Source organism: Mycobacterium sp. IEC1808, assembly GCF_002101935.1.
In the GTDB taxonomy this organism is placed as follows: Bacteria; Actinomycetota; Actinomycetes; order Mycobacteriales; family Mycobacteriaceae; genus Mycobacterium.
The window spans coordinates 1-23422 of sequence record NZ_LQPV01000015.1 but is presented as its reverse complement, the minus strand read 5'-3'; the positions used below and the strand labels follow the sequence as shown (position 1 = coordinate 23422).

Here is a 23422-nt window from a genome sequence, read left to right as displayed (position 1 = left end):
TCGGACTTCCGCTGGCGGCCCGTGCTGAGGTAGGTCCATGCTAGCCACCCGTGCGAAGTCGATACCGGCGTTCGGCGTAGGCCAGGTCGTCGCGCCACAGCCGGTTCGAGGCGTAGCGCATCAGCGGTGTGATCAACGGGCCCGCCCGGCGCGCCGTCTTGAAACCCGGGCGTTGCGATGTCGCGACGGTGGCCTCCAGGACGGCAACGCGCGGCTGGCCGTCGTGTCCCAAACCCATTGGCGTTGCGTGGGTTTCGACGACACTTCCCGTCCCCTCGCCCTCGATGATGCGCATGACGACCGTGCGCGCGTCGGGGGTGGTGAATTCGGCGATGACGGGCACGCCGAGGCGACCCATCCGGAAGGTGACCGAGACCAGGAAGCGATCGTCTTCCTCGGTCGGGGTGGTGAGCACCTCCAGTCGGGTGAACGAGTAGGGGTGGAACCACGCGCCGTGCCAGGGATCGAGCCGGTTGGCGAGGACGTCGGACGGTTCGCAGCGACCGACCACGCGGGTGACCGCCGTCAGGGTGTCAACGGAAGGCCTCGGCACCACGACCGGCCGATCCGTCGGGGCCTCCGTCCCAACCGAATCGAGGCGCACCCACGCCAGCGCGCCGTCGTCGTGGCTGGGCAACGGCTGCCAACGCAATTCGCACGTTTTGCCGTCGAGCGCCAGCCCGTGCCACCGGCAGTACAGGACGCCCTTGCGCACCAGGCCGGTGGCCAGGTCGGCGCCCAGGTGCGGGCAGGCGGCCGGACCGACCCGCAGCCGGTCGTGCTCGTCGCGCCAGGCGACCAGGTCGATGCCGGCGACCCGCGCCCCGTGGGCGTGACCGGTGCGCACGTCGCGGCTCGCGGCAAACGCGAACCAGTTTCCGGTCGCCCGGCGCCCCGACCGCGCCAACGCGGCGTTGATGATGCCCGGCTGCGCGTCGCGGTAGGTCGGGCGCTGCTGTGTCCATGAGACACGCGGGATTACGCCGACTGGCCAGTCTTTCCAGCGCCGGCGCAAGCGGTCGCCGACGCTCATCGCGGCCGCGCCAGTGACCGCAGCAGCGCGGACCGCCCGCGGGTGGGAACGGTGCACAGCGCGTGGCCGGCAATGCCCCACGATGCCAGCAGCTGGTTGGCGGCCGACCATCCGGTGGTGGCCGCCCGTTCCATCAGCGCGACCGGCAGGTCGACACGGATCCCGTCGCCGGCCAGCACCAGCCCGGGCTGCGGCGTGGCCACGGTCGGCCGTTGCGGGAAGGTTCCCGGTGCGAACAGGGGGCAGTCGTCGCGGCGCAGCACGCGTTCGTAAGCGACCCGGGCCCCGGCCGTTTCGGGATACAACTGGTGCAGCCGGCCGACCGCGGCCCGATCGGGGGATTGGGAACTGGCCGCGTACGAGTGCAATTCGACGACCGACCCGCGGTGTTGGCGTGCCCACACCGCGGCCTCCCGCTCGTAACGCTCCAGCACGCTGATGTTGTCGACGGGCGGATGACCGGCCGTGCCGAGAAAAGCGGGCCGGTCCGAATCGACGGCCTTCTCGAGCCATATCCGGTGCACCACGAAGGACGGCGCGGTGCGCAACCGGCGTATCCGGGCGCGCCACGGATCGTCGCCGAGGCCGGCAGACGCCGCCACCACGCGCTGCAGGCCACCCACGTCGAGCGCCAGCACCACCGCGTCCGCCTCGTACCGATCGCCCGACTCGGTATGGACGTCAAAGGCTTTCGTGGCTCCGGGCGTGACACAGGACACTTGCGTGCCGAGGTGCATCCAAACTCCCCGCTCGTGCAGGTAGTCCCGCAGCGGATTCCACAGGCTCACTTGAAAATTCGCGGTGGCGACGTCGAAGATCAGGCCCTCGCTGGAACCGAGGAAATAAATGTGGAACATGGTCGCCAGCTCCGCGGCGGACAATTGTGCCGGCTCGGCGAAGAAGCTGCGGGAGAACACCTCGAACGCCAGGTGGCGCGCGGACTCGGGAAAGTTGATGCTCTTCAGGAAGGTTTCCGCGTCGATGTGGTCGAGCCGCCGGTAGATGTCGGGCACCGACACCGCCGCCAGCGGTGCGGCGGCCCGGCCGTTGATGCGCACCAGGTCGCCGAGTGAAAATGTCGGGCTGCGCAATGCGAACGCCAGCGCGTTCCAGGGCGGGGTGTGTGGCAGTCCGCGGAAGGTGTCGCGCCGGCCGGCGCCGTCGATCAGTGGGTAGTCGCTGACGGGGGCGAGCATGCGCAGCCGCGGATCGACCCGGCGGAGCAGCGCGCGCAGGTTGTAGTACTGGCGGAAGAAGGCGTGGAATCCGCGGTTCATCGCGAACTCGGCGCCGTCGTGGTGTTCGGTCCAGCCGCCTACCCGGCCGCCCAGGTAGTCCTCGCGTTCGACGACGTCCACCGACACGCCGCGTTCGGCGAGCGCGGTGGCGGCCGTCAGGCCGGCGATCCCGGCGCCCACCACGACGGCGCGCGGCCGCGACGACAGCGCGCCCGCGTCGGCCAGGCCGGGTGTGGCGGGGTGAACGCGCCGTCGGCGGTCGGTCATCGCGGCGCCTCCCCGACAAACGTGTGGACGACGTTGCGCTCCCAGCCCGGCATCGTCTCGCTGCGCACTCCGGTGAAGCCGGCGTCGTGCATCCGGCGCCGCAACCCCGCCGCCCCGTCGAACGCGAGGACGCTGCGCCACAGGTGCCGGTAGAGCGCCGTGTCCCGGGTATGCCACCAGCCGGCGGGGACGATGATGCCCCAACACACCGCGTGCCAGACCAACCTCGCCGCGATCGAATCGCGCACCGAGTACTCGTGCATCGCCAGGGTGGCGCCGGGGGCGAGCAGGGCGCGAAACGCTTGCAGCTGGCCGTCCGGATCCGCGAGGTTGCGCAGCAGGTAGGCGGCCAGGATGCCGTCGAACGGTCCGGTGACGCCGCATTCCTCCAGTTCTTCGACGCGCGCGTGCACGAACCGCACCGACGCCGGCCACGCCTTCCCCCGTGCCACATCGAGCATTCCGTTCGCGGCGTCAACCGCGACGATCTCCGCCTCGGGCGCCGCCGCCAGCAGCGCGGCCGTCGACGCGCCGGTGCCGCAGCCCGCGTCGAGCAGACGTAGGCCCCGGCCGCGTCCGGGCAGCCGCATGCGGCGCGCCGACAGCGCCAGGTTCGCGTGGTAGTACGGGTTGGCGCCGACCAGCCGGTCGTACGCCGCGGCGCCGGCGTCGAAGGCGCCGGGCACCTCGTTGCGGGGCAGACCCGCCTTATCGGCGCGCACGTTGTCGCTCCCACAGCAGCAGCACCGCGGTGACCAGCGCGAAGCCGAACAAGAAGTCCTCGACGGGAATGTCGAACGGAAACCGCGCACCGCCGGTATGCCGCTCGTTGTAGATCACGATCGGGGCGCTGCGTTTCGTCAGCCAACCGTCGACCAAAACCTGAAAGCCGAGCACGATCACCATCGACACCCAGTAGGCCGGCCGCCGAAACAGGTTGGTGCGCAACAGCGCAAACTCCAACGCGAGGACGACCAGGACCGCCGCCACGGCCGGCACCGTATAGCCGAGCCCGGTCATCGGCGTCTGCCCCTTTCGAGGATCGTGGTCACCGCGTTGTAGGTCAGCACGGCGCACACCGGAATCACCAGGAAGAACAGCACTTCCTCGATCGGCACCCCGAACGGAATGTGCAGGCCGGTGATGTATTCGCAGTTGTACGCCCACACGCCGTTGGCGACGGCCACCGCGTCCCAGACGAGGAACACCGCCGCGACCGGAATGACCGCGCGGGCCAGGCGGCGCGGTTGGCGGTAGACACCGGCGCCGAACAGCTCGAGCGGCGCGGTGATCGCCAGGCACAGGCCCAGGACGATCAGGTACTGCCACTTCTCGCTCACGACGCGGTCCTCATCCGGGCCCGCCACGACCGCACCAGCGCGCCACCGGCGACCCGAAGCCGCCGCGCCGTGCCGACGGTGGCCCGGTGCGTGAACACCGAGAAATCGCTGGCCTCAATGCGATCCAGGATTTCGGAGTACAGCGTCAACGCGGTCGCCACGCACGGCCGGGACCGGGGCGCCAGCAGAGCGATCCCGTCGGCGGCGAAACGGTAGATCTCGCGGGTGATCTGGTGCTGAGCCGCCAGGGCGGCGCGGACTTTGGCGTCGGTGCGCCGGTGCAGGTGACACCACATCATCAGGTCGCGGTCCACGCCGAAGGCGGCGAGTTCGTCGGCCGGCAGGTAGATCCTGTTCCGCGCCAAGTCTTCGTCGACGTCGCGTAGGAAGTTGGTGAGCTGAAACGCGCGGCCCAGCGCCGCCGCGTACGGCGCGGCGTCGTCGGCGGTGACCGCTGGGCCGGCGGTCCCCAGCACCGGAAGCATCTGCAGGCCAATGACTTCCGCCGAGCCACGCATGTATCGGTTCAACGCCGCCCGGTCGGGATAGTCGGTGACAGTGAGATCCATGCGCATGGATTCCAGAAAATCCGCGAACAGGTCCGCGGGAATCCCGTAGCGACGCGCGGTGTGGGTGACGGCGGCGAGGATGGGCTCGTCGTGGTGGTCGCCCCCGTCGAAGAAGCGATCCGACAGCCGCTGCAGGCGGTCCGCCCGCTCGGAGACGTCCACGGCCGGGTTGAGCTCGTCGAGGATGTCGTCGGCGTGGCGGGCGAAGCCGTACAACGCGTGCACGGCCGGGCGCTGGTCGGGGGCGAGCAACCGGGTGGCGAGGAAGTAGGTGCGGCCGTTCTCGGCGGCGATCCGCCGGCACCACCGATAGGCCGCGCGCAGCCGGTCTTCGTCGATTCCGGCGGCGTCCAATTCGGTCCGGATCATCGCGATCCCGCTTTCAGGTCGAGCGTTCGGGTCGTCGTCCGCGTTGGGGCGCCGGTGATGCGGTCGGCGGCCAACCGCCCGGAGATCAGCGTGGTCGGCACGCCCACCCCGGGCAGGGTCGACGACCCGGCCAGCACCGCGTTCTCGATGCCGCGGACGGTGTTCGCCGGCCGGAAGGGCCCGGTCTGGGCGAACGTGTGGGCCCACGCGAACGGTGTGCCCGCCGCCATGCCCTGGCGGGCCCAGTCCGCCGGGGTGGCGACGTGCAGCAGCCGGGCGTCGTCGCGCACGCCCGGCAAGAGCCGGTCCTGCACGATGTCGAGGAGGGAGTCCGCGTATGCGCCACCGGTGGCCGACCAGTCGATCTCACCGCGCGACAGGTTGGGGGCCGGTGCCAGCACGTAGAGCAAATCGCGGCCGGCGGGGGCCAGGCTCGGATCGCCGGCCGTCGGCCGGGTCACCAGCAGCGAGGGATCGGCCATCAGCCGGCCGTCGCGGATGATGTCGCTGAACGTCTGCTCCCATGCCGAGCCGAAGAGGATGCTGTGGTGGGCGTTGTGCGACGCCACGGCGCGGCAGCCGAGGTGCAGCACCACCGCCGAGGGCGCCGCGCGCAGCGGAAGGATCCGGCGCGGTTGCCGGCCCAGCAGTCGGTACGCCTGGGGCAGCTCGGTCGTCAGCACCACCGCGTCGCAGTCGATGCGCGCATCCCGGTCGGTGTGGACGGCGGTGATCCGCTGGCCGCTGCGCTCCAGCCGGGTGACCGTCGACCCGTAGCGGAATCGCACCCCGGCGTCGGCGGCCGCGGCCGCCAGGGCGTCGGGCAGCGCCCGCACGCCCCCGCGCGGGAAGAAGACCCCGGCGACCGTGTCCATGTACGCGATCACCGCGTATACCGCCAAGGCGTGTTGCGGCGCGACACCGGCGTAGAGCGACTGGAAGGTGAACACCCGGCGCAACCGGGGATCGCTGATGTGGCGCTTGACCATCGTGTCCCACCGGCGGAACCCGCCGAGTGCGGCCAACCGCGCCAGCTGGGGAGTCAGCAGCGACAGCGGGGAGTCGAAGTTGGCGGCGATGAAGCCGTCGAAAACCGTGCGATACAGCCGGTTCAGCCAGTCGCGCAGCCGCCGGTAGCCGTCGGCCTGCTGTGGTCCGGCGAACTCGCGCACGGCGGCGGCCATCCGGTCGGCGTCGGTGTGCACGTCGATGGCGCTGCCGTCGGCGAACAGCGCCCGGTAGGCCGGGTCGACCGGGAGCAATTCGACTCGGTCCGAGGCGGTTTCGCCCACCGCGGCGAACGCCTCGTCGATGATGTCCGGCATCGTGAGCACCGTCGGGCCGGTGTCGATGTGGTAGCCGTCGACATCGCGGCGCCCCGCCCGGCCGCCGGGCCAGGGTTGGCGCTCAACCACGGTGACCTGACGGCCCCGGCCGGCGAGGTGCAGCGCGGCGGCAAGCCCCGCGAATCCCGCGCCGACCACGACGACGTGGTCGGTGCGCCCGGACACCGTGCGGATGCTCATGCGGCGCGCCGGGTGCACAGGCCCGCCATGTCGACGAGCGCGGCGGTGAGCGCGCCATCGACGATGTTGCCGTCCAAAGCCTTGAGAGCCGCCTCGACGCGATCGGCGATCAGTTCTTCGATCAGCCGCACCGCCCCGGTGGCCAGGATGAGGTTCCGCCACTGGTCCAGTGCGGAATCGTCGAGCCGGTCGCCGCTCATGAATTGGCGAAACTGCCGACGGGTCGACGCGTCGGCCAACTCGTGCGCGGCGACCACGACGCTGGTGGCCTTGCGCTCGATCAGGTCCCCGCCGTTGGGCTTCCCGGTCACCGCGGGCGACCCGAAGATGCCCAGGATGTCGTCGCGCAGCTGGAAGGCTTCGCCGATGGCGGTGCCGTAGTCGCCTAACGCGTCGAGCACCCGGACGTCGCACCCGGCCATCGCGGCGCCGATCTCCAGCGGTCGGCGCACGGTGTAGTTCCCGGACTTGCGCCGCGCCACCTCCAGAACGGCCTCCATCGTCGGTAGGTCCCGCATATCCGTTGCCAGGTCGGCGAACTGGCCCACCGCCAGCTCGGTACGCATGGCGTCGTAGCGTGGCCATGCCTTGAGCAGGTGGTGGCGCTCGAGGCCGCTGTCGCGCAGCATCTGCTCGGCCCAGATCAAACACAGATCGCCGAGCAGGATGGCGGCCGATTCGCCGAACCGCCGCGAGGAGCCGGACAGCCCGCGGCGGCGGTGCCACTTGGCGAATTGCAGGTGCGCGGCCGGGCGCCCTCGCCGCGACGGCGAATTGTCCATCACATCGTCTTGCAACAGTGCAAACGCGTGCAGCAACTCGAGGCTGGCGGTAGCCGACAGTGCCGCATAGCTGGGCCGTTGGCCGCACAACCAGCCCAGATACATGAACATCGACCGCAGGCACTTGCCGCCGTTGACGAACTCCAGCAAGATTTCGCCGGCCACGTCGACCCCGCAGTCACCCAAGGCGTCGTGGCATCGCTCCGCGACGAATCCGGTGACTTGATCCAGCACCGCCCGCCGCAGGCTCGTACGCCAGGCGTCCAATTGGTCTTTGTCGGGCAGGCACATCGGGCCGACCGCCTCCCACGAAACGTCCGCCAGCCGCCGGCTCGAAAGGCTCGGATTCACGCGTTGATACCCCTCTGGTGACGAAACAAACACCGGGCGACGGCCAACCACTCGACGCCGCTCAGTTAAGTTATTGAAACATTAACTTACTGAATGATCGAGCGGTACGCCAGTGCTGGCGGACATGCGCTGCGCAGTCGCTAGCCCGTGCGGTGAGGTGCGTCGCCGGACGCGGTTATGGCCTCAGGAGGGGATGGCGGCCGGTTGCACCGGGTCGTGCCGTTGTCGCCGATCCGCGACGATGCCCGAGAGCAACCGGCGCCTGGCCTTGACGATGTCGTCGAGGAGCTGGAGGGCTTCGGCCACCGACCCCACCACCTGCAACCCGTGGTCGGTGATGATGTGCAGCAGCGGGCGCATCGCACGGTCGGCGACGACGCTGCAGTGCACCCGCGCCTGGCGATGTTCGTGGTTGAGCGACAGCAGCGCCCGGAATCCGTCAAGGCTCAGAAAATCCAGCTGGCTCAGGTCGAGGATCAACGGGGTTTTCAGGCGGGAGAAACGACGGATCGCCTGGGCGAACTGGTCGGCATTCGACGCGTCGATCTCGCCATCGACGCGCAGGACGGTGCCCAGGCTGCGCGCATAAACGTAGAGCCGCGCGCCGTCGAAGTCGGCCATGTATCGGCAGCTGGCGGGTTGTTTGGTCTCGGGTAAATCCATGGAACGGTGAGCAGTCATCTCGTGCACCAATCGGCTGGTGAGGGGGAGCGGCAGGTGCGCCGTGCACCGCGCTCGACAAAGAAGCTGTGAACTCAACCTGGTTTACATGCTAGCCGCGGCGGCGCCCCGGCGTGGCGAAATGGGAGTGCGGGTTTTCGGGCCCGGCCCGCGGGCCAGGCGGGACCCGGGACGTGGCGCGGCAACTTCCCTTGAATATTCGTTTTCTGGCCGGGACGCATCCGCCTCCCGTTCGCTTTCGGAGCCTTTCGGCCGGGGTTTCTCGCGGGCAAGAACGGGAACCCGGCGCCGGTGGACGTTTCTGATCTTCTGGCCAAGCCCTTTCAATGGGGGTCCGCACTGCGCGGCCGCCGGTTTTTCCATCCGGTCGGCGTGCTCGCCGAAGGCTCGCTCGAACGCGTCGCCCCCGCGGCCGACGGGCTGCCCGTCCCGTCCTCCGACGTCGTCGCCCGACTCTCCAAGGCCGCCGGCACCCCGGGGGTGCTGCCCGACTTCATCGGCCTGGCGCTCCGCGTCGCGCCCCAGCAGGTGGCGGCGTCGCCGTGGGACATCCTGCTTGTCTCGGCGGGTTCGGGTGTGCTGGCCCGGGCCGTGGCGCTGCGCCCGACCACGTCCTGGTCCGGCCAGACGCTGACTAGCCTGATGCCCTTTCGCTATCAGGGCAGCGTCTGGTGGCTGAGGGCGCGAATCATGAGTGATGTCAACGGCTTTGGACTGTCTCTGGACACCGTCGAGCAGGCCATCGGCCATACCGGCATCGACTTTGCGATTGACCAGGCTTGCGGCCGAGGCGATTTCACGCCACTGGCCCGGCTGAGCTTGACCGGCGTCCTTGACCCCGAGCCGGACGTGTCGTTCGATCCGGTCACCAACACCGCGCCCGGGGTGAGCCTCTACCCCGATTGGCTCGCCGATCTGCGGGCCCGCGCCTACCGGCGCAGCCGCGACGGCAGAGACGCCGAGTGAGGCCGTGAACTAACGGACGCGCCCCAGCAGGTGCCGCAGCGCGGTGTCGAGGTCGGGTTGACGAAACCGGTGCCCGGCCGCCGTGAGCTTGTGGGGAACCACTTTCTGGCTGGCGCACGCGAGTTCGCGGGCGCCCTGCTCGCCCAACAGCAGGCGGGGGCCCAGGGACGGCACGGGCAGCATCGCCGGCCGGCGCACGACATGGGCGAGGGTGCGGGTGTACTCGCTGTTGCGGACGGGTTGCGGCGCAACGGCATTCACCGCGCCCGACAGGCCGGTGTCCCACACCGCGCGGTGGTAGACGTCGACCAGGTCGTCGATCGCGATCCAGGACAACCACTGCCGGCCGTCGCCGAGCCGTCCGCCCAATCCCGCGCCGAACAGCGGACGCATCAACTTCAGGGTGCCGCCGCGGGGTGATTGCACGATGCCGGTGCGCACCCGCACCACCCGCGCACCGGCCGCCTCCGCGGGCGCCGTCGCGTCCTCCCACTCGGCGACGACGTCCGCCAAGAACCCGTCCCCGCGATCGCTGTCCTCGGTCAGGGATTCGTCGCCGCGGTCGTAGCCGTAGTACCCGATCGCCGAAGCCGAGACGAATGCGGTGGGCGCGGGGTGGGTTCGGGCCACCAATTCGGCCAATCGCCGGGTCGGGCCGATCCTGCTGTCGCGGATCGCATTCCGGTGGGCGTCGGTGAACCGGCCGGCGATCGAGGCGCCGGCGAGATGGATCACCGCGTCGACCCCGTCCAGCAGGTTCGGATCCGGGTCGTCGGGATTCCACCGACGCTCGTCGTCGCCGCCGGCAGACCTGCGGACCAGCGTGATGACGCGGTGGCCGCCCGTGCGCAGGAACGCGGTCAGTGCCGAACCGACCAGCCCCGACGCCCCCGTGACGGCAAAGGTTGCGGCGCCGAGACCGGCCTCGCGGGCCAGTCGGTGCGCGGCCAGGTCGTCGGCCAGCTGGCGGTGCCGGTAGGCGAACATGGGACGCAGCAACGACCCCGGCACCGGCGTGTCGACCCGGTCGATGACCCTGGTGCGGTTGCCGCCGACATCCTCGAAGTCGTGGGTGTGTCGCCACCGCACCGCGATCCGCGCCGGCAGGGCCGCCGGCCCGCCGCCGCCGATGCCGTCGACGAATCGCCTTGGCGGATCATAGGAGTCGGCTTGGTGCTGGGCCACCCAGCGCAGCCCCCCGGGCAGCGCGAGCGTGGCGCGCCCGTTCTCGAGCGAGTCGGCCTCGGTGAGGATGCGCATGGGCTGCCACGGCGGCGAGAGCCGGTTGAAGGCACCCGGCCTGGCGTGCCAGGCGAACACCTCGTCGCGCGGTGCGTCGACGACGCTCGAATACTGCAGCCCCATCGCTCGAACGTTAGCGGTCCGGCAGTGCGTGCTGCACGATGGGCAGGCGCGGCTGCGGCTGCCGCTCGCCGCGCTTGGCCGCCAGGTAGACCTGCGCGGTCTCCTTTGCCACCGTCCGCCAGTCGAAGTCGGAGGTGAGCCGTTCGCGGGCCGCGCGGGCCCGCCGCTGCGCGGCGTCGGGATCGTCGAGCACGGTGCGGACGGCCGTGGCCAGCGCCGCCACGTCGCGGGGTGGGAAGGACACCCCGGTCTGGCCGTTGATCACGGCCTCGCCGAGGCCGCCGATGTTCGAGGTCACCAGCGGAGTGCCGGCCGCCGCGGCCTCAAGGGCGACGAGGCCGAACGGCTCGTAGTGGCTGGGCAGCACCGCCGCGTCGGCACGATGCAGCAGCGCGAGCAGCTCGGCGTGCTCGAGGTGTCCGACGAAGCGGATCGCCTTGAGCACCCGGTGTTTACGCGCCTGCTCGATCAGCCAGTCCTGCTGGGTGCCCTCCCCGGCGATGGTCAGGGTGGTGCCCGGGTGGCTGCGCCGGATCCGCGGCAGCGCCGCGATCGCGTCGTGCACGCCCTTCTCGTACTCCAGGCGCCCGAGATAGAGCAGCTCGGCCGGGCCGGTGCGCGGCCGGCGGGGCGCGAAGGGCCAGCGCGCCGCGTCAATGCCGTTGCGGATCACCGTGATCTCGGCCAGGCCGGGACCGAACAGCTCGGTGATCTCGTCGGCCATCGACGCCGAACACGTGATCAGCGAATCGGATTCGCGCACCAGCCACGACTCGACCGCGTGCACCTGTCGGCTGATCGCGCCGCTGACCCAGCCCGAATGCCGGCCGGCCTCGGTCGCGTGAATCGTGGAAACTATTGGCGCGTCGTAGAACTGGGCAAGGGCTACGGCCGGGTGGGCGACCAGCCAGTCGTGCGCGTGCACGACGTCGGGACGCCACGGGCGGTCGCTGCCGTATTTCTTGAGCGACAGCCCGGCGCGGATCATCGAGTGACCCATCGCCAGGGTCCAGGCCATCATGTCGTTGCTGAACGTGAATTCGTGCGGGTCGTGTGCGGCCGCGATGACCCGGACGCCCTCGCTGATCTCGTCGCAGGACGGGTGGGTGCTGGGATCGGTGCCCGTCGGCCGGCGCGACAGGACGACGACGTCGTGGCCGGCGGCGGCCAGCGCGGTCGAGAGGTGATGCACGTGCCGCCCCAGCCCGCCGATCACCACCGGCGGGTATTCCCACGACACCATCAGGATCTTCACGCGATTGCATACCTCCGCCGCGACGGTCCGCAAAATGTCGGCTGCAACGGCGTGTCGTCGTACAGACACGCGCGCTCGCGACGGGAAGCGATCTTCACCGGGGCAGCCTACGCGCATCCAGGGCGCCGAACAGGCCGTCGGCGCGGTTCCAGCCGTCGGCCAGCCGCTGCGCGGTGTCGCGCCGGCCCGACGCCAGCGCGCCGGCGATCTCGCGGGTGGCGTGCGCGTGCAGGTGCGCGCGGTAGCGGGCGTAGTCGGCGGCCGAGTCCTTGCTGACCATGAACGGCCAGTCGCTGGACACGGTGAGCAGGGTCTCGCGCAGGATCTGGTCGGCGACGTGATCGCGGGGGAGTGGCCCGTCCAGCGACGCCGGCTGCGACCCCGTTTGTGACAAGGCCTTGTCGACCGTGCTCAGCGCCGTGTCGACCACCTCGTTGTTGAGCTGCACCAGGTCGGCCACCTTCTCGCCGGCCCACACCTGCCAGTCCTTGCCCGAGCCCCACGAGCTCGGCGGCAGCGCGACCGCGTCGCCGACGAATCCGCCGTCGATCGCGTCGTGCAGCGTGCCGACGCGCACGCCGGCGGCGGGCAGGGCCCGCAGCACGCGCGCCAGCCATGTCGGGCCCTCGTACCACCAGTGTCCGAACAGCTCGGTGTCGAAGGCGGCGACGACGTGGGCGGGGCGCCCGATGCGCTCGGACTCGCTGCACAGCCGGCTGCGGACCACGTCGACGAAGTCGGCGACGTGGGCGTCGACCGCGCGGTCGGCGCGCTCGGGATCGTAGGGCGCCTTGCCTTCCGACGGCACGTTGCGCCCGGTGACCCGGGCCGGCTTGAGCCCGGTCAGGTGGTCGTAGGTGTGGAAGTCGCGGTAGGCGGCGTGGCCGGGGTAGCCGGATTTCGGCGACCACACCCGGTAGCTGACCTGCAGGTCGCGCCCGAACGCGACCACGTCGGTGTCGCCGACGGGCCGGCCCAGGGCGGTGTCGCCGTGCAGTGACGGGCCGTCGACCATGAAGTGCGTGACCCCGGCGGCGGCGTAGTCGTGTTCCATGCCGGGGGCGTAGGCACACTCGGGCGCCCAGATGCCGGTCGGGAGGTGTGCCAGCCGCTGCTGCGCATCGGCGAGGCCCTCGCGCAGCGCGAACTCGCGCAGCCGCGGGTTCAGCAGTGGCTGGAACGGGTGGGCCAGCGGGCCGCCGAGCAACTCCACCGTGCCCGCGTCGATAAGGGCGCGCAGCAGCGGGCTGGCGCCGTGCCGCCAGAGGGTGGCATAGTCGTCCAGCGCCTGGTCCGCTTCGGCGCATTCGCGAATTCCGAAGGCCCGCAACGCTTCCGGTGTGCAGGATTGGTAGTCCGCCGACTTCGAGCCGCGGGCCGTGCGCACGCTGGCGGCTTCGGTTGCCCGCAGCCGCCAGTTCGCGAGCCAGTGATGCATGCCGTCGAGGCAGTACGGGTCGTCGAGCTGGGCGTTGACCACCGGCGTGACGCCCAGCGTGACGAGGCGGTGGCGATCCTCGTCGGCCAGCGTGCGCAGCACCCGCAGCAGCGGCAGGTAGGCCGCCGCCCAGGACTGGTAGAGCCATTCCTCGCCGACCGGCCAGCGGCCGTGGTGGGCCAGCCACGGCAGGTGGGTGTGCAGCACCAGCGTGAACATGCCGGGAACGTGCGGGGCGCTCACGGCCGCACCGCGATCGCGATCAGGTCCAGGCTTTCATCTATGTCGCGGTCGCCGGCGTCGAGGAGGTCGAAGTCGTCGCAGCTGACCGCGGCGACATCGGCGGCCAGTTCGGGCGGCCACGGCGCGTCTGCAACCGCCCGTCGGATCTGCGCGTCGATGATCGACCCGCCGTGGCGCGCGTCCATCTCGCGCAGGCGCGGGCCGTGAAACAGCCCGCAGACCGCGACATCGCGGAAGCCCGCGTCGACGAGCAGCTCGGTCAGCTCGTCGGCGTTGAGTTCGCGGGTGTGGAACGGGTTGACCGGGGTGTCGCGCCCGGGTGAGAACGTGATCCGGTTGGGGGTGGACACCATCAGCAGCCCCGAAGGCCGCAGCACCCGGGCGCACTCGGCGACGAATTGTGGCTGATCCCACAGGTGCTCGATGACTTGGAAGTTCACCACAACATCCATCGACGCGTCGGGCAGCGGCAGCTCCGCGAGGTTGGCCTGCATGACCTCGACGCGGGGGTAGCGGTTGCGGACGTGGGCCACCGCGGCCGCGTCGTAGTCCACCGCGACGACGCTGCGCGCGACGGCCGCGATCAGGTCGGCGCCGTAGCCCTCGCCGCAACCCGCCTCGAGCACCTCCCGGCCCGCGCAGCGCGGCGCAAGCCGCTGGTAGACGACCTGATGCCGGCGAAACCAGTAGTTCTCGATGTCCAGGTCCGGGATGGTGCGCTCGCCCGTCAGCGTCAACACCGCGTCGGCCGCTGCAGGGGCCGACGCCTGCGGAGCGGACGCGTCCGAGGGGACGTCGGGGAGGAATGCGCTCATTGAATAGGCAGGCTAACGCGAAGTGTCCGATTCGCGAACCGGCCAAGCGGGCACCCCGGCCGGAAGGGACAGACGGGCCGAAAGAACCTGCACTACGACCCGCTATGGTGTGAGAGCAGACCGCACAAAGTTACCCGCCGGTAACACGAGGTGCAGTCTTTAATGTGCGTGGCCGAGGTCCGCAGTCGAGCGCTGTGTGACCCCTTCGAGGAGGACGAACCAGACTCATGACGAACATCGTGGTCCTGATCAAGCAGGTCCCAGACACCTGGTCGGAGCGCAAGCTCACCGACGGCGATTACACGCTGGACCGCGAGGCCGCCGACGCGGTGCTGGACGAGATCAACGAGCGCGCCGTGGAAGAGGCGCTGCAGATCAGGGAGAAGGAAACCGCCGACGGCGTCGACGGGTCGGTGACCGTGCTGACCGCCGGGCCCGAGCGGGCCACCGAGGCGATCCGCAAGGCCCTGTCGATGGGCGCCGACAAGGCCGTCCACCTCAAGGACGACGGCATGCACGGCTCGGACTTGATCCAGACCGCCTGGGCACTGGCGCGCGCGCTGGGCACCATCGAGGGCACCGAGCTCGTCATCGCGGGCAACGAGGCCACCGACGGCACGGGCGGCGCGGTGCCGGCCGTCATCGCCGAGTACCTCGGCCTGCCGCAGCTGACCCACCTGCGCAAGCTGTCCATCGAGGGCGGCAAGGTCACCGGCGAACGGGAGACCGACGACGGCGTGTTCACGCTCGAGGCCACACTGCCCGCGGTGGTCAGCGTGACGGAGAAGATCAACGAGCCGCGCTTCCCGTCCTTCAAGGGCATCATGGCCGCCAAGAAGAAAGAGGTCACGGTGCTGACCCTGGCCGAGATCGGCGTCGAGAGCGACGAGGTTGGCCTGGCCAACGCCGGCTCGACCGTGCTGTCGTCGACGCCGAAGCCGCCGAAGACCGCGGGCGAGAAGGTCACCGACGAGGGCGAGGGCGGCAACCAGGTCGCGCAGTACCTGGTCGCCCAGAAGATCATCTAGCACGAGCACGAAACCACAGACGAGAAGAGCGAAATAACCCATGGCTGAAGTACTGGTGTTGGTCGAGCACGCCGAAGGCGCGCTGAAGAAGGTCACGTCCGAACTGATCACCGCCGCCCGCGCGCTGGGCGAGCCCTCCGCCGTCGTGGTCGGCGCGCCGGGCACGGCGGCGCCGCTGGTAGACGGCCTGAAGGAGGCCGGCGCCGCCAAGATCTACATCGCCGAATCCGACGACGTCGACAAGTACCTGCTCACCCCGGTCATCGACGTGCTGGCGTCGATTGCCGAATCCAGCTCGCCCGCGGCCGTGCTGCTGGCCGCCAACGCCGACGGCAAGGAGATCGCAGGCCGGCTCGCGGCCCGGCTCGGCTCCGGCCTGCTGGTCGACGTGGTCGAGGTCAAGGAAGGCAACAAGGCCACCTACTCCATCTTCGGTGGCGCGTTCACCGTCGAGGCGCAGGCCAACGGCGACACCCCGATCATCACGGTCCGCGCCGGTGCGGTGGACGCCGAGCCGCAGGCCGGCGCCGGTGAAGAGGTCACCGTCGAGGTGCCCGCGCCCGCGGAGAACGCCACCAAGGTCACCTCTCGCGAGCCCGCGGTCGCCGGTGACCGCCCCGAGCTGACGGAGGCCACCATCGTGGTCTCCGGCGGTCGCGGCGTCGGCAGCGCGGAGAACTTCAGCGTGGTCGAGGCGCTGGCCGACTCGCTGGGTGCCGCCGTCGGCGCGTCGCGCGCCGCGGTCGACTCCGGCTACTACCCGGGCCAGTTCCAGGTCGGCCAGACCGGCAAGACGGTGTCGCCGCAGCTCTACATCGCGCTGGGCATCTCCGGGGCGATCCAGCACCGCGCGGGCATGCAGACCTCGAAGACCATCGTCGCGGTCAACAAGGACGAAGAGGCACCGATCTTCGAGATCGCCGACTACGGCGTGGTGGGCGACCTGTTCAAGGTCGCCCCGCAGCTGACCGACGCGATCAAGGCGCGAAAGGGCTGATTTCGCCCGCGGCCGGGTCCATCCCCGGCCGAGAACCTAAGCGCGGCAAGCGATCCCGGGATGACGCCCAGCGTTTCGCTTGCGGTGACGAGTAATTCGTGCCGCTGCGGCGGCACCGGCGGTCCTGCATCCGTTAACCGCGCGGTCAATTAGGGCGAAATTTCGCGATATTTCGTCATCTGACGTGCACCGACACGTCACAGCGTCGATGCCGACTAGCTCATCGGTTGCGCCACGTTGTTTCCCATGAGCATTGCTTCTGTCCTGATAGCCGCCGACGCGCCGGACGGCACGGCGACCAGCTCGGCCGGGCCGCGCTATTCGCTGTTGCTGTCCACCGATCCCACTTTGATCGAGGCGGCGCAGCGGCTCCGGTACGACGTATTCACCAGCACGCCGGGTTTCGCCCTGCCGACCGCCGGTGCCGAGGGCCTCGACGTCGACAGGTTCGACGAATACTGCGATCACCTGCTGGTGCGCGACGACGACACCGGCGAGCTGGTGGGTTGCTACCGGATGCTGGCGCCCACCGGAGCCATCGCGGCCGGAGGGCTTTACACCGCAACGGAATTCGACGTTCGCGCCTTCGACCCGCTGCGGCCGTCGTTGGTGGAGATGGGACGCGCGGTGGTTCGCGACGGTCACCGCAACGGTGGCGTCGTCCTGCTGATGTGGGCGGGCATCCTGGCCTACCTGGATCGCTACGGCTACGACTATGTGACCGGCTGCGTGTCGGTGCCCGTTAATAGCGCGTTGGACGGGGCGGATGTTCAGGCTCCCGGCAGCCAACTGCGCGGGGTGCGCGACTTCATCCTGAACCGCCACGCCGCGCCGCCACAGTACCGGGTGCATCCCCACCGCCCCGTCCGGGTGGCCGGGCGCGCCCTCGACGACATCCCCGCGCCGCCGCGGCCCTCGGTGCCGCCGCTGATGCGCGGCTACCTGAGGCTGGGCGCCCAGGTCTGCGGCGAGCCCGCGCACGACCCGGACTTCGGTGTCGGCGACTTCTGCGTCCTGCTGGACAAGCGACGCGCCGATACCCGATATCTCAAGCGGCTGCGATCGGTGTCGGCGGCTTCCGAAATGGTGGGCGGCGCGCAGTGAACGCCCCCGCCGCCCACGCCTGGCTGCCCCGCGCGACGTGCGACAGCAGCTGTGTGCGGGTCGGCCCCGCGTCGTCGCGGTGGCGGGTGGTGCTGCGGGTGACGCTTCGGGTCATGCTGGCGCTGCTGTTGGCGGCGGTGGTGCCGCTGGCGCTGGTGCCGCTGCCGGGCCAGATGCGGGTGCAACGGTTCTGCTGCCGGGTGCTGCTGCGCTGCTTCGGTGTCCGGATCAGCGTGTCTGGCAGTCCGATCCGCAACCTGCGTGGGGTCCTCGTGGTCAGCCCCCACATGTCCTGGCTGGACGTGTTTGCCATCGGCTCGGTGTTGCCCGGCTCGTTCGTGGCCCGCGCCGATTTGTTCGGTGAGCTCGCGGTGCGCCTGCTCAAGATCATTCCCATCGAGCGGGCCAACCTGCGGCGGCTGCCCTGGGTGGTCGAAACGGCCGCACGGCGGCTGCGCGCGGGGCAGACCGTGGTGGCATTCCCGGAGGGCACCACGTGGTGCGGGGTGGCCTGTGGCTCGTTCTACCCGGCGATGTTCCAGGCCGCGATCGATGCCGGCCGCCCGGTGCAGCCGCTCCGGTTGACCTACCACCACGTCGACGGCGGCGTTTCGACCGCTCCCGCCTTCGTGGGTGACGACACCCTGTGGCGCTCGATGTGCCGGTTGCTGGCCGTGCGCCGCACCTTGGCGCACGTTCACGTCGAATCCCTGCAGCTGCCGGGCACCGACCGGCGGGCGCTGGCCCGCCGCTGCGAGTCGGCGGTCGGTGTGGGAGTGCCGCAGCGCCCCCGGCGCCGCCACGTGCTGGTGGGTTAGCCACACAGACCTGCAGGTATCGTGGGGCGCGTCATGGTTTATCTCGACCACGCCGCCACCACCCCGATGCACCCCGCCGCCATCGAGGCGATGATGGCCGCGCTCGGCACCGTCGGCAACGCGTCCTCGCTGCACACCAGCGGGCGGGCGGCGCGGCGGCGCATCGAGGAATCCCGGGAGCTGATCGCCGCCAAACTGGGCGCGCGCCCCTCTGAGGTCATCTTCACCGCGGGCGGCACCGAGAGCGACAACCTGGCCGTCAAGGGCATCTATTGGGCCCGCCGCGGCGCCGAACCGTCGCGCCGGCGCATCATCGCCAGCGAGGTGGAACACCACGCGGTGCTGGACTCGGTGAACTGGCTCGTCGAGCACGAGGGCGCCGAGGTGACCTGGCTGCCCACCGCCGCGGACGGGTCGGTGTCGGCGGCCGTGCTGCGCGAGGCGCTGCGGAGCCACAATGACGTCGCCCTGGTGTCGGTGATGTGGGCCAACAACGAGGTCGGCACCGTGATGCCGGTCGCCGAACTCGCGGCCGTCGCAGCCGAATTCGGCGTCCCGATGCACAGCGACGCCGTTCAGGCGGTGGGGCAGTTGCCCGTCGACTTCGCGGCCAGCGGTCTCTCGGCGATGAGCGTGACGGCGCACAAGTTCGGTGGTCCGCCCGCCGTGGGGGCGCTGCTGCTGCGCCGCGACGTCGCCTGCGTGCCGCTGTCGCACGGCGGTGGACAGGAGCGCGACATCCGTTCCGGCACACCGGATGTCGCCGGCGCCGTCGGCATGGCGGCGGCGGCCCGGATCGCGGTGGACGGCCTCGAGCCGAACAGCGCGCGGCTGCGGGTGTTGCGCGATCGCCTGGTCGAGGGCGTCCTGGCCGGCATCGACGACGTCAGCCTCAACGGCGCCCGCGACCCGTCCCCCGCAAGCGGGAGGTACCCCCAGCGGCTGCCCGGCAACGCGCACTTCACCTTCCGCGGCTGCGAGGGCGACGCGCTGTTGATGCTGTTGGACGCCAACGGGATCGAGTGCTCGACCGGCTCGGCCTGCACCGCCGGTGTGGCGCAGCCGTCGCACGTACTGGTCGCGATGGGCGCCGACCCGGCGAGCGCACGAGGGTCGTTACGACTCTCGTTGGGGCACACCAGCGTTGACGCCGACGTGGATGCGGTGCTGCGGGTGCTGCCCGGCGCCGTGGACCGAGCTCGGCGGGCCGCGCTGGCCGCCGCGGGGGCGCCGTAAGTGAAGGTCCTCGCCGCGATGAGTGGCGGCGTCGATTCGTCCGTCGCCGCCGCCCGCATGGTCGACGCCGGGCATGACGTGGTCGGCGTGCACCTGGCGCTGTCCTCGGCGCCCGGCACGCTGCGCACCGGTTCGCGCGGCTGCTGTTCGAAGGAAGACGCCTCCGATGCGCGCCGCGTCGCCGACGTGCTCGGAATCCCTTTCTACGTATGGGATTTCGCGGAGAGGTTCAAAGCGGACGTGATCGACGACTTCGTCGATTCGTACGCGCGCGGCGAGACCCCGAACCCGTGCGTGCGGTGTAATCAGCGGATCAAGTTCTCGGCGCTGTCGGCGAAGGCCGTCGCGCTGGGCTTCGACACGGTGGCCACCGGCCACTACGCCCGGCTGTCCGGCGGGCGGCTGCGCCGCGCCGTCGACCGGGACAAGGACCAGTCCTACGTGCTGGCCGTGCTGACCGCCGAGCAGTTGCGGCACGCGGCGTTCCCGATCGGGGACACCCCCAAGCCCGAAATCCGGGCCGAGGCGGCCCGGCGCGGGTTGGCCGTCGCGGACAAGCCGGACAGTCACGACATCTGTTTCATCCCGTCCGGGGACACCCGGGCCTTCCTGGGGGAGCGCATCGGGGTGCGCCGCGGCGCCGTCGTCACCGCCGACGGGGCGGTGCTGGCCACCCACGACGGGGTGCACGGGTTCACCATCGGGCAACGCAAGGGGCTGGGCATCGCCGGTCCGGGACCCGACGGCCGCCCGCGCTATGTGACGTCGATCGACGCCGACACGGGGACGGTCGAGGTCGGGGAGGCCGCCGACCTCGACGTGCGCGGCCTGCTCGGGCGGTCGCCGGTGCTCACTGCGGGAGCCCCGCTGGACGGGCCCGTCGAGTGCGTGGTCCAGGTCCGGGCGCACGGCGAGACGGTCGGCGCCGTCGCCGAACTGGTCGGCGACGAGCTCGTCGTCCGGCTGCGGGTTCCGCTGCGGGGCGTGGCACCCGGGCAGACGCTGGTGCTGTACCGCCCGGATCCCGACGGCGACGAGGTGCTGGGCAGCGCCACGATCGCCGGCACGTCACGCTGATTCCGCGCGCTGAGCGCCCGGGCTGAGCGCCTCAAGGATTCATCAAGGATCCGCCAAGGGCGGTTTCCGATCCTTTCCGTGACAGCCAGGAAAGGAGCAGACATGAGCACACAGCGAGTCGCGGCCCGTGAGGAATCGTCCGTCCAGACCAACGCCTTGGCTATCGCGGCGTTCGTGCTGAGCCTTATGGGCATGTACGGCAGCCCACTGCTGAGCAGCATCTTTGCGGTGGTCGCGCTGCACCAGGTCAAGCACCGCGGGCAGAACGGCTTCGGGTTGGCGATCGCGGCCCTGGCGGTCTCGGCGGCCATGACGGCCCTGCACGTGGCGATGTGGGTCAAGTTCGGCCACCCCAACTTCGAGCTGATGGCGACGGCGCACTGGTGACGCCCCGCCGGGATGGTGGCGACCCGCTGCGCCCGGCTACGCCGCGCTTGCGATCGCCACTAGCCCGGAATGTTGGCCGCGATGTTCGTCATCACGATGTCCGACACCGATTGCGCGAAGCCGCAGGAAGTGACCTCCACCATGGCCACCTTCAGCACCCGGTAGTCGCGGCCGCACCCGCCGGGTCCGAGGTGCAGCGATGTTGCATCGGCTTTCCAACCGCCGACCAACGACTCGCCCGCCGAGCCGCCCGCACAGCCGCGGACGGCGCCGACCAGGGCGCTGAACGCCCGTCGCGCGGTGTCGACGTCCTGGTAGGCGGCGGCGCCCTCGGAGATCAGCGCCCCGTCGGGCGGGTCCTGGAAGGTGGTCTTGTGGAACTCCTCGATGTCGGGGCCAAAGGTCGCCGTCTCGGCATAGAGGAACCGGCATTCGGCGGGCGTGGCCTCGGCGAGCGCGTCGATGTCCACCGGGCGGGTGCCGTCCATCGAGGGGATGATCGTCAGGTGCTCGCCCGCGCCGGTGATGGCCCGCATCCGTGACTGGTCCAGCAGGATCGTGTCGACGTTGACGCCCTGGACGCCCTTGGCCGCGGGCCCGAATCCCGGGAGGGCGGTGCCGCCCACCACCCGGGTGCACGCCGCCGCCAGCAACACCGCGCCCACCAACAGCAGCGGCCTGGTGAACCTCGCTCTACGCCCCACCGTTTGCACCCTTCTCGGCTAGAACCTACCTCGCCGCAACACCCCTCGCGACCGGCGCGCTGGGCGACGTCGAATACGGTTGGCCGGTGAGTGTTTTGGCGCATCCGTTCGCGACGGGCAGCGGCGTCGGATCGTGGCCCGGCACCGCGGCGCGCGAGGCCGCCGAGGTGGTGGTCGGTGAGTTGGCGGGCGCGCTGGCCCACATCGTCGAGCTGCCCGCCCGCGGAGTCGGTGCCGACCTGTTCGGGCGGGCCGGCGCGCTGCTCATCGACGTGGCCATCGACACGGTGCCGCGCGGCTATCGCGTCGTCGCCCGGCCCGGCGCCGTGACGCGCCGCGCCGTCAGCCTGCTCGACGAGGACATGGACGCGCTGGAGGAGGCGTGGGAGACGGCGGGCCTGCGCGGCGGTGAGCGCGTTGTCAAGGTGCAGGCCCCCGGGCCGATCACCCTGGCCGCCGGGCTCGAGCTCGCCAACGGGCACCGGGCCATCACCGACCCTGGTGCCGTGCGCGACCTGGCGGCGTCGCTGGCCGAAGGCGTTGCGGCGCACCGTGCTTCGCTCGCCCGGCGCCTCGATACGCCGGTGGTGGTGCAGTTCGACGAGCCGTCGCTGCCGGCGGCGTTGGGCGGGCAGCTGAGCGGGGTGACGTCGCTGAGCCCGGTGGCCCCGCTCGACGAGGCCGTTGCCCTGGGACTGCTCGACGCGTGCGCCGCGACCGTCGGCGCGGCCGTGCTGCTGCACAGCTGCGCGCCGGCGTTGCCGTGGGATCTGTTGCAGCGCAGCGGGATTGGTGGCGTATCCGTGGACGCCGGCACGCTGCGCGCCGAGGACCTGGACGGCATCGCGGCCTTCGTGGAGTCGGGCCGCACCGTCGCATTGGGCGTGATTCCGGTGGCGGCGCCGCCCAAGCGGCCGTCGTTCGAGGAGGTGGCCACCGCCGTCGTCGCGGTGACCGATCGGCTCGGATTCGGCCGCTCGGCGCTGCGCGAGCGCATCGGCGTGACCCCGGCGTGCGGCCTGGCGGACGCCACGCCGGCGTGGGCCCGGACCGCGATCGAGCTCGCCCGCAAGGCCGCCGAGGCGTTCGCCGAGGATCCGGACGCCATTTAGCTCGTTTAAAGAACTTTATCCAAAAGCGCTGGGATTAATTGACGGGCCCGTTAATCTTAGTTCGCGCCTGTGTCCCGGAGTTGGGGCCGGCATCGGTTCGGTCGACTTGAAGGGGCACGGGCATGTCGTTTGTCGTTGTGGCGCCGGAGTTTGTGACGGCGGCGGCCGGGGATCTGGCGAATATCGGCTCGACATTGAGCGCGGCGCAGTCCGCGGCGGCCGCGTCCACCACCGGGATCACCGCTGCGGCCGCCGACGAGGTATCGGGAGCGATCGCGGCGCTTTTCAACTCGCACGCCCTGGATTTCCAGGCGCTCGCCAATCAGGCCACGGCGTTTCATGACGAGTTCGTCGGCCTGTTAAACGGTGGCGCGGCGACATATCTCAGCACCGAGGCCGCCAACGCCGCCGCCGTTCCGACGGCGCAGGACATCCTCAACCAGATCAACGCGCCATTCCTTCAGTTCACCGGGCGCCCGCTGATCGGCAACGGCGCCAACGGGGCGCCGGGCACCGGCGCGCCCGGCGGGGCCGGCGGGTGGTTGCTCGGTGACGGTGGGGCCGGCGGATCGGGCGGAACGGGTCAGAACGGCGGCGCGGGTGGCGCCGCCGGCCTGTTCGGCACCGGTGGCGCCGGTGGGGCCGGTGGAAACGGGTCGGGTGCGACCGCGATCACTACGGGTGGTGCCGGTGGGGCCGGCGGGCTGCTGTGGGGGAGCGG

At 70.8% G+C, this 23422-nt stretch carries 24 protein-coding genes; 10 read left to right on the top strand and 14 right to left on the bottom strand.

Annotated features, from left to right (window positions below):
• Positions 1 to 40 precede the first annotated feature (40 nt).
• The 9 genes from AWB92_RS08720 to AWB92_RS08680 all read right to left on the bottom strand — a co-directional run bounded on the left by AWB92_RS08720 (position 41) and on the right by AWB92_RS08680 (position 8096).
• The gene (locus AWB92_RS08720; protein ID WP_085185156.1) at positions 41 to 1033 is read right to left on the bottom strand and encodes a DUF5914 domain-containing protein; all 993 of its coding nucleotides are present in this window, start codon (positions 1031 to 1033) and stop codon (positions 41 to 43) included.
• Complete coding sequence (locus tag AWB92_RS08715) at positions 1030 to 2538, bottom strand: NAD(P)/FAD-dependent oxidoreductase (RefSeq protein ID WP_085184973.1); 1509 nt, start codon at positions 2536 to 2538, stop codon at positions 1030 to 1032. The genes AWB92_RS08720 and AWB92_RS08715 overlap by 4 nt, the downstream gene beginning before the upstream one ends.
• Positions 2535 to 3260, bottom strand: a complete 726-nt coding sequence (locus AWB92_RS08710) for a class I SAM-dependent methyltransferase (RefSeq protein WP_085184972.1) — start codon at positions 3258 to 3260, stop codon at positions 2535 to 2537. The genes AWB92_RS08715 and AWB92_RS08710 overlap by 4 nt, the downstream gene beginning before the upstream one ends.
• Positions 3247 to 3558, bottom strand: coding sequence for a lycopene cyclase domain-containing protein (locus tag AWB92_RS08705; RefSeq protein WP_085184971.1), 312 nt, complete (start codon positions 3556 to 3558; stop codon positions 3247 to 3249). The genes AWB92_RS08710 and AWB92_RS08705 overlap by 14 nt, the downstream gene beginning before the upstream one ends.
• Positions 3555 to 3878 (bottom strand): lycopene cyclase domain-containing protein, encoded by a 324-nt coding sequence (locus tag AWB92_RS08700; RefSeq protein WP_085184970.1) that lies wholly within the window; start codon positions 3876 to 3878, stop codon positions 3555 to 3557. The genes AWB92_RS08705 and AWB92_RS08700 overlap by 4 nt, the downstream gene beginning before the upstream one ends.
• Positions 3875 to 4816 (bottom strand): phytoene/squalene synthase family protein, encoded by a 942-nt coding sequence (locus AWB92_RS08695; protein WP_085184969.1) that lies wholly within the window; start codon positions 4814 to 4816, stop codon positions 3875 to 3877. Before AWB92_RS08695 ends, AWB92_RS08700 begins: the two co-directional genes overlap by 4 nt.
• Entirely contained in the window at positions 4813 to 6342 is a 1530-nt protein-coding gene (gene crtI / locus AWB92_RS08690; RefSeq protein WP_085185155.1) for a phytoene desaturase family protein, read from the bottom strand. Before crtI ends, AWB92_RS08695 begins: the two co-directional genes overlap by 4 nt.
• Positions 6339 to 7415 (bottom strand): polyprenyl synthetase family protein, encoded by a 1077-nt coding sequence (locus tag AWB92_RS08685; protein ID WP_085185154.1) that lies wholly within the window; start codon positions 7413 to 7415, stop codon positions 6339 to 6341. The genes crtI and AWB92_RS08685 overlap by 4 nt, the downstream gene beginning before the upstream one ends.
• A gap of 243 nt (positions 7416 to 7658) precedes the next feature.
• Complete coding sequence (locus AWB92_RS08680; RefSeq protein WP_085185153.1) at positions 7659 to 8096, bottom strand: STAS domain-containing protein; 438 nt, start codon at positions 8094 to 8096, stop codon at positions 7659 to 7661.
• A 351-nt stretch (positions 8097 to 8447) separates the two neighbouring features.
• Here AWB92_RS08680 and AWB92_RS08675 point away from each other — a divergent pair, with 351 nt between their 5' ends.
• The gene (locus AWB92_RS08675; RefSeq protein ID WP_085184968.1) at positions 8448 to 9122 is read left to right on the top strand and encodes a phosphodiesterase; all 675 of its coding nucleotides are present in this window, start codon (positions 8448 to 8450) and stop codon (positions 9120 to 9122) included.
• A gap of 9 nt (positions 9123 to 9131) precedes the next feature.
• Here AWB92_RS08675 and AWB92_RS08670 read toward each other — a convergent pair whose 3' ends face one another.
• From AWB92_RS08670 to AWB92_RS08655, 4 genes are all read right to left on the bottom strand, one after another.
• Positions 9132 to 10487 (bottom strand): TIGR01777 family oxidoreductase, encoded by a 1356-nt coding sequence (locus tag AWB92_RS08670; RefSeq protein WP_085184967.1) that lies wholly within the window; start codon positions 10485 to 10487, stop codon positions 9132 to 9134.
• Positions 10488 to 10497: 10 nt separating this feature from the next.
• On the bottom strand, positions 10498 to 11742 hold the full coding sequence (locus AWB92_RS08665) for a glycosyltransferase family 4 protein (protein ID WP_085184966.1): 1245 nt from the start codon (positions 11740 to 11742) through the stop codon (positions 10498 to 10500).
• A gap of 94 nt (positions 11743 to 11836) precedes the next feature.
• On the bottom strand, positions 11837 to 13399 hold the full coding sequence (locus tag AWB92_RS08660) for a glycoside hydrolase family 57 protein (RefSeq protein ID WP_085184965.1): 1563 nt from the start codon (positions 13397 to 13399) through the stop codon (positions 11837 to 11839).
• Positions 13400 to 13419: 20 nt separating this feature from the next.
• Positions 13420 to 14238, bottom strand: a complete 819-nt coding sequence (locus AWB92_RS08655) for a class I SAM-dependent methyltransferase (protein ID WP_085184964.1) — start codon at positions 14236 to 14238, stop codon at positions 13420 to 13422.
• Positions 14239 to 14465: 227 nt separating this feature from the next.
• On the opposite strand from AWB92_RS08655, the gene AWB92_RS08650 reads away from it, so the two are divergent.
• From AWB92_RS08650 to AWB92_RS08620, 7 genes are all read left to right on the top strand, one after another.
• Positions 14466 to 15266, top strand: coding sequence for an electron transfer flavoprotein subunit beta/FixA family protein (locus AWB92_RS08650; RefSeq protein ID WP_068100173.1), 801 nt, complete (start codon positions 14466 to 14468; stop codon positions 15264 to 15266).
• 40 nt (positions 15267 to 15306) lie between these two features.
• Positions 15307 to 16263 (top strand): electron transfer flavoprotein subunit alpha/FixB family protein, encoded by a 957-nt coding sequence (locus tag AWB92_RS08645; protein ID WP_085184963.1) that lies wholly within the window; start codon positions 15307 to 15309, stop codon positions 16261 to 16263.
• 246 nt (positions 16264 to 16509) lie between these two features.
• A complete protein-coding gene (locus AWB92_RS08640; RefSeq protein WP_085184962.1) occupies positions 16510 to 17367 on the top strand; it encodes a GNAT family N-acyltransferase in 858 nt (285 codons plus the stop codon).
• Positions 17364 to 18185, top strand: coding sequence for a lysophospholipid acyltransferase family protein (locus AWB92_RS08635; RefSeq protein WP_085184961.1), 822 nt, complete (start codon positions 17364 to 17366; stop codon positions 18183 to 18185). The genes AWB92_RS08640 and AWB92_RS08635 overlap by 4 nt, the downstream gene beginning before the upstream one ends.
• A 33-nt stretch (positions 18186 to 18218) precedes the next feature.
• The gene (locus AWB92_RS08630) at positions 18219 to 19421 is read left to right on the top strand and encodes a cysteine desulfurase family protein (protein WP_085184960.1); all 1203 of its coding nucleotides are present in this window, start codon (positions 18219 to 18221) and stop codon (positions 19419 to 19421) included.
• Positions 19422 to 20498, top strand: a complete 1077-nt coding sequence (gene mnmA / locus AWB92_RS08625) for a tRNA 2-thiouridine(34) synthase MnmA (RefSeq protein ID WP_085184959.1) — start codon at positions 19422 to 19424, stop codon at positions 20496 to 20498.
• A 102-nt stretch (positions 20499 to 20600) separates the two neighbouring features.
• The gene (locus tag AWB92_RS08620; RefSeq protein WP_085184958.1) at positions 20601 to 20885 is read left to right on the top strand and encodes a DUF4190 domain-containing protein; all 285 of its coding nucleotides are present in this window, start codon (positions 20601 to 20603) and stop codon (positions 20883 to 20885) included.
• Positions 20886 to 20944: 59 nt separating this feature from the next.
• On the opposite strand, the gene AWB92_RS08615 is transcribed toward AWB92_RS08620, so the two are convergent.
• The gene (locus tag AWB92_RS08615) at positions 20945 to 21589 is read right to left on the bottom strand and encodes a sensor domain-containing protein (protein WP_173817384.1); all 645 of its coding nucleotides are present in this window, start codon (positions 21587 to 21589) and stop codon (positions 20945 to 20947) included.
• Between the two features lie 86 nt (positions 21590 to 21675).
• On the opposite strand from AWB92_RS08615, the gene AWB92_RS08610 reads away from it, so the two are divergent.
• Positions 21676 to 22701 carry a methionine synthase gene (locus AWB92_RS08610; protein ID WP_085184957.1) on the top strand — a complete coding sequence of 342 codons (1026 nt, stop codon included), beginning with the start codon at positions 21676 to 21678 and terminating at the stop codon, positions 22699 to 22701.
• A 122-nt stretch (positions 22702 to 22823) separates the two neighbouring features.
• On the top strand, positions 22824 to 23422 hold a 599-nt coding region (locus AWB92_RS08605), incomplete at its 3' end, for a PE family protein (protein ID WP_142282006.1).

Excerpts from the sequence above, each read along its gene's own strand:
- AWB92_RS08720 (WP_085185156.1), bottom strand. The coding sequence starts at position 1,033 with ATGAGCGTCGGCGACCGCTTGCGCCGGCGCTGGAAAGACTGGCCAGTC.
- AWB92_RS08715 (WP_085184973.1), bottom strand. The coding sequence starts at position 2,538 with ATGACCGACCGCCGACGGCGCGTTCACCCCGCCACACCCGGCCTGGCC.
- AWB92_RS08705 (WP_085184971.1), bottom strand. The coding sequence starts at position 3,558 with ATGACCGGGCTCGGCTATACGGTGCCGGCCGTGGCGGCGGTCCTGGTC.
- AWB92_RS08695 (WP_085184969.1), bottom strand. The coding sequence starts at position 4,816 with ATGATCCGGACCGAATTGGACGCCGCCGGAATCGACGAAGACCGGCTG.
- crtI (WP_085185155.1), bottom strand. The coding sequence starts at position 6,342 with ATGAGCATCCGCACGGTGTCCGGGCGCACCGACCACGTCGTCGTGGTC.
- AWB92_RS08685 (WP_085185154.1), bottom strand. The coding sequence starts at position 7,415 with ATGTGCCTGCCCGACAAAGACCAATTGGACGCCTGGCGTACGAGCCTG.
- AWB92_RS08680 (WP_085185153.1), bottom strand. The coding sequence starts at position 8,096 with ATGGCCGACTTCGACGGCGCGCGGCTCTACGTTTATGCGCGCAGCCTG.
- AWB92_RS08670 (WP_085184967.1), bottom strand. The coding sequence starts at position 10,487 with ATGGGGCTGCAGTATTCGAGCGTCGTCGACGCACCGCGCGACGAGGTG.
- AWB92_RS08660 (WP_085184965.1), bottom strand. The coding sequence starts at position 13,399 with ATGTTCACGCTGGTGCTGCACACCCACCTGCCGTGGCTGGCCCACCAC.
- AWB92_RS08655 (WP_085184964.1), bottom strand. The coding sequence starts at position 14,238 with ATGAGCGCATTCCTCCCCGACGTCCCCTCGGACGCGTCCGCTCCGCAG.
- AWB92_RS08650 (WP_068100173.1), top strand. The coding sequence starts at position 14,466 with ATGACGAACATCGTGGTCCTGATCAAGCAGGTCCCAGACACCTGGTCG.
- AWB92_RS08645 (WP_085184963.1), top strand. The coding sequence starts at position 15,307 with ATGGCTGAAGTACTGGTGTTGGTCGAGCACGCCGAAGGCGCGCTGAAG.
- AWB92_RS08640 (WP_085184962.1), top strand. The coding sequence starts at position 16,510 with ATGAGCATTGCTTCTGTCCTGATAGCCGCCGACGCGCCGGACGGCACG.
- AWB92_RS08630 (WP_085184960.1), top strand. The coding sequence starts at position 18,219 with ATGGTTTATCTCGACCACGCCGCCACCACCCCGATGCACCCCGCCGCC.
- AWB92_RS08620 (WP_085184958.1), top strand. The coding sequence starts at position 20,601 with ATGAGCACACAGCGAGTCGCGGCCCGTGAGGAATCGTCCGTCCAGACC.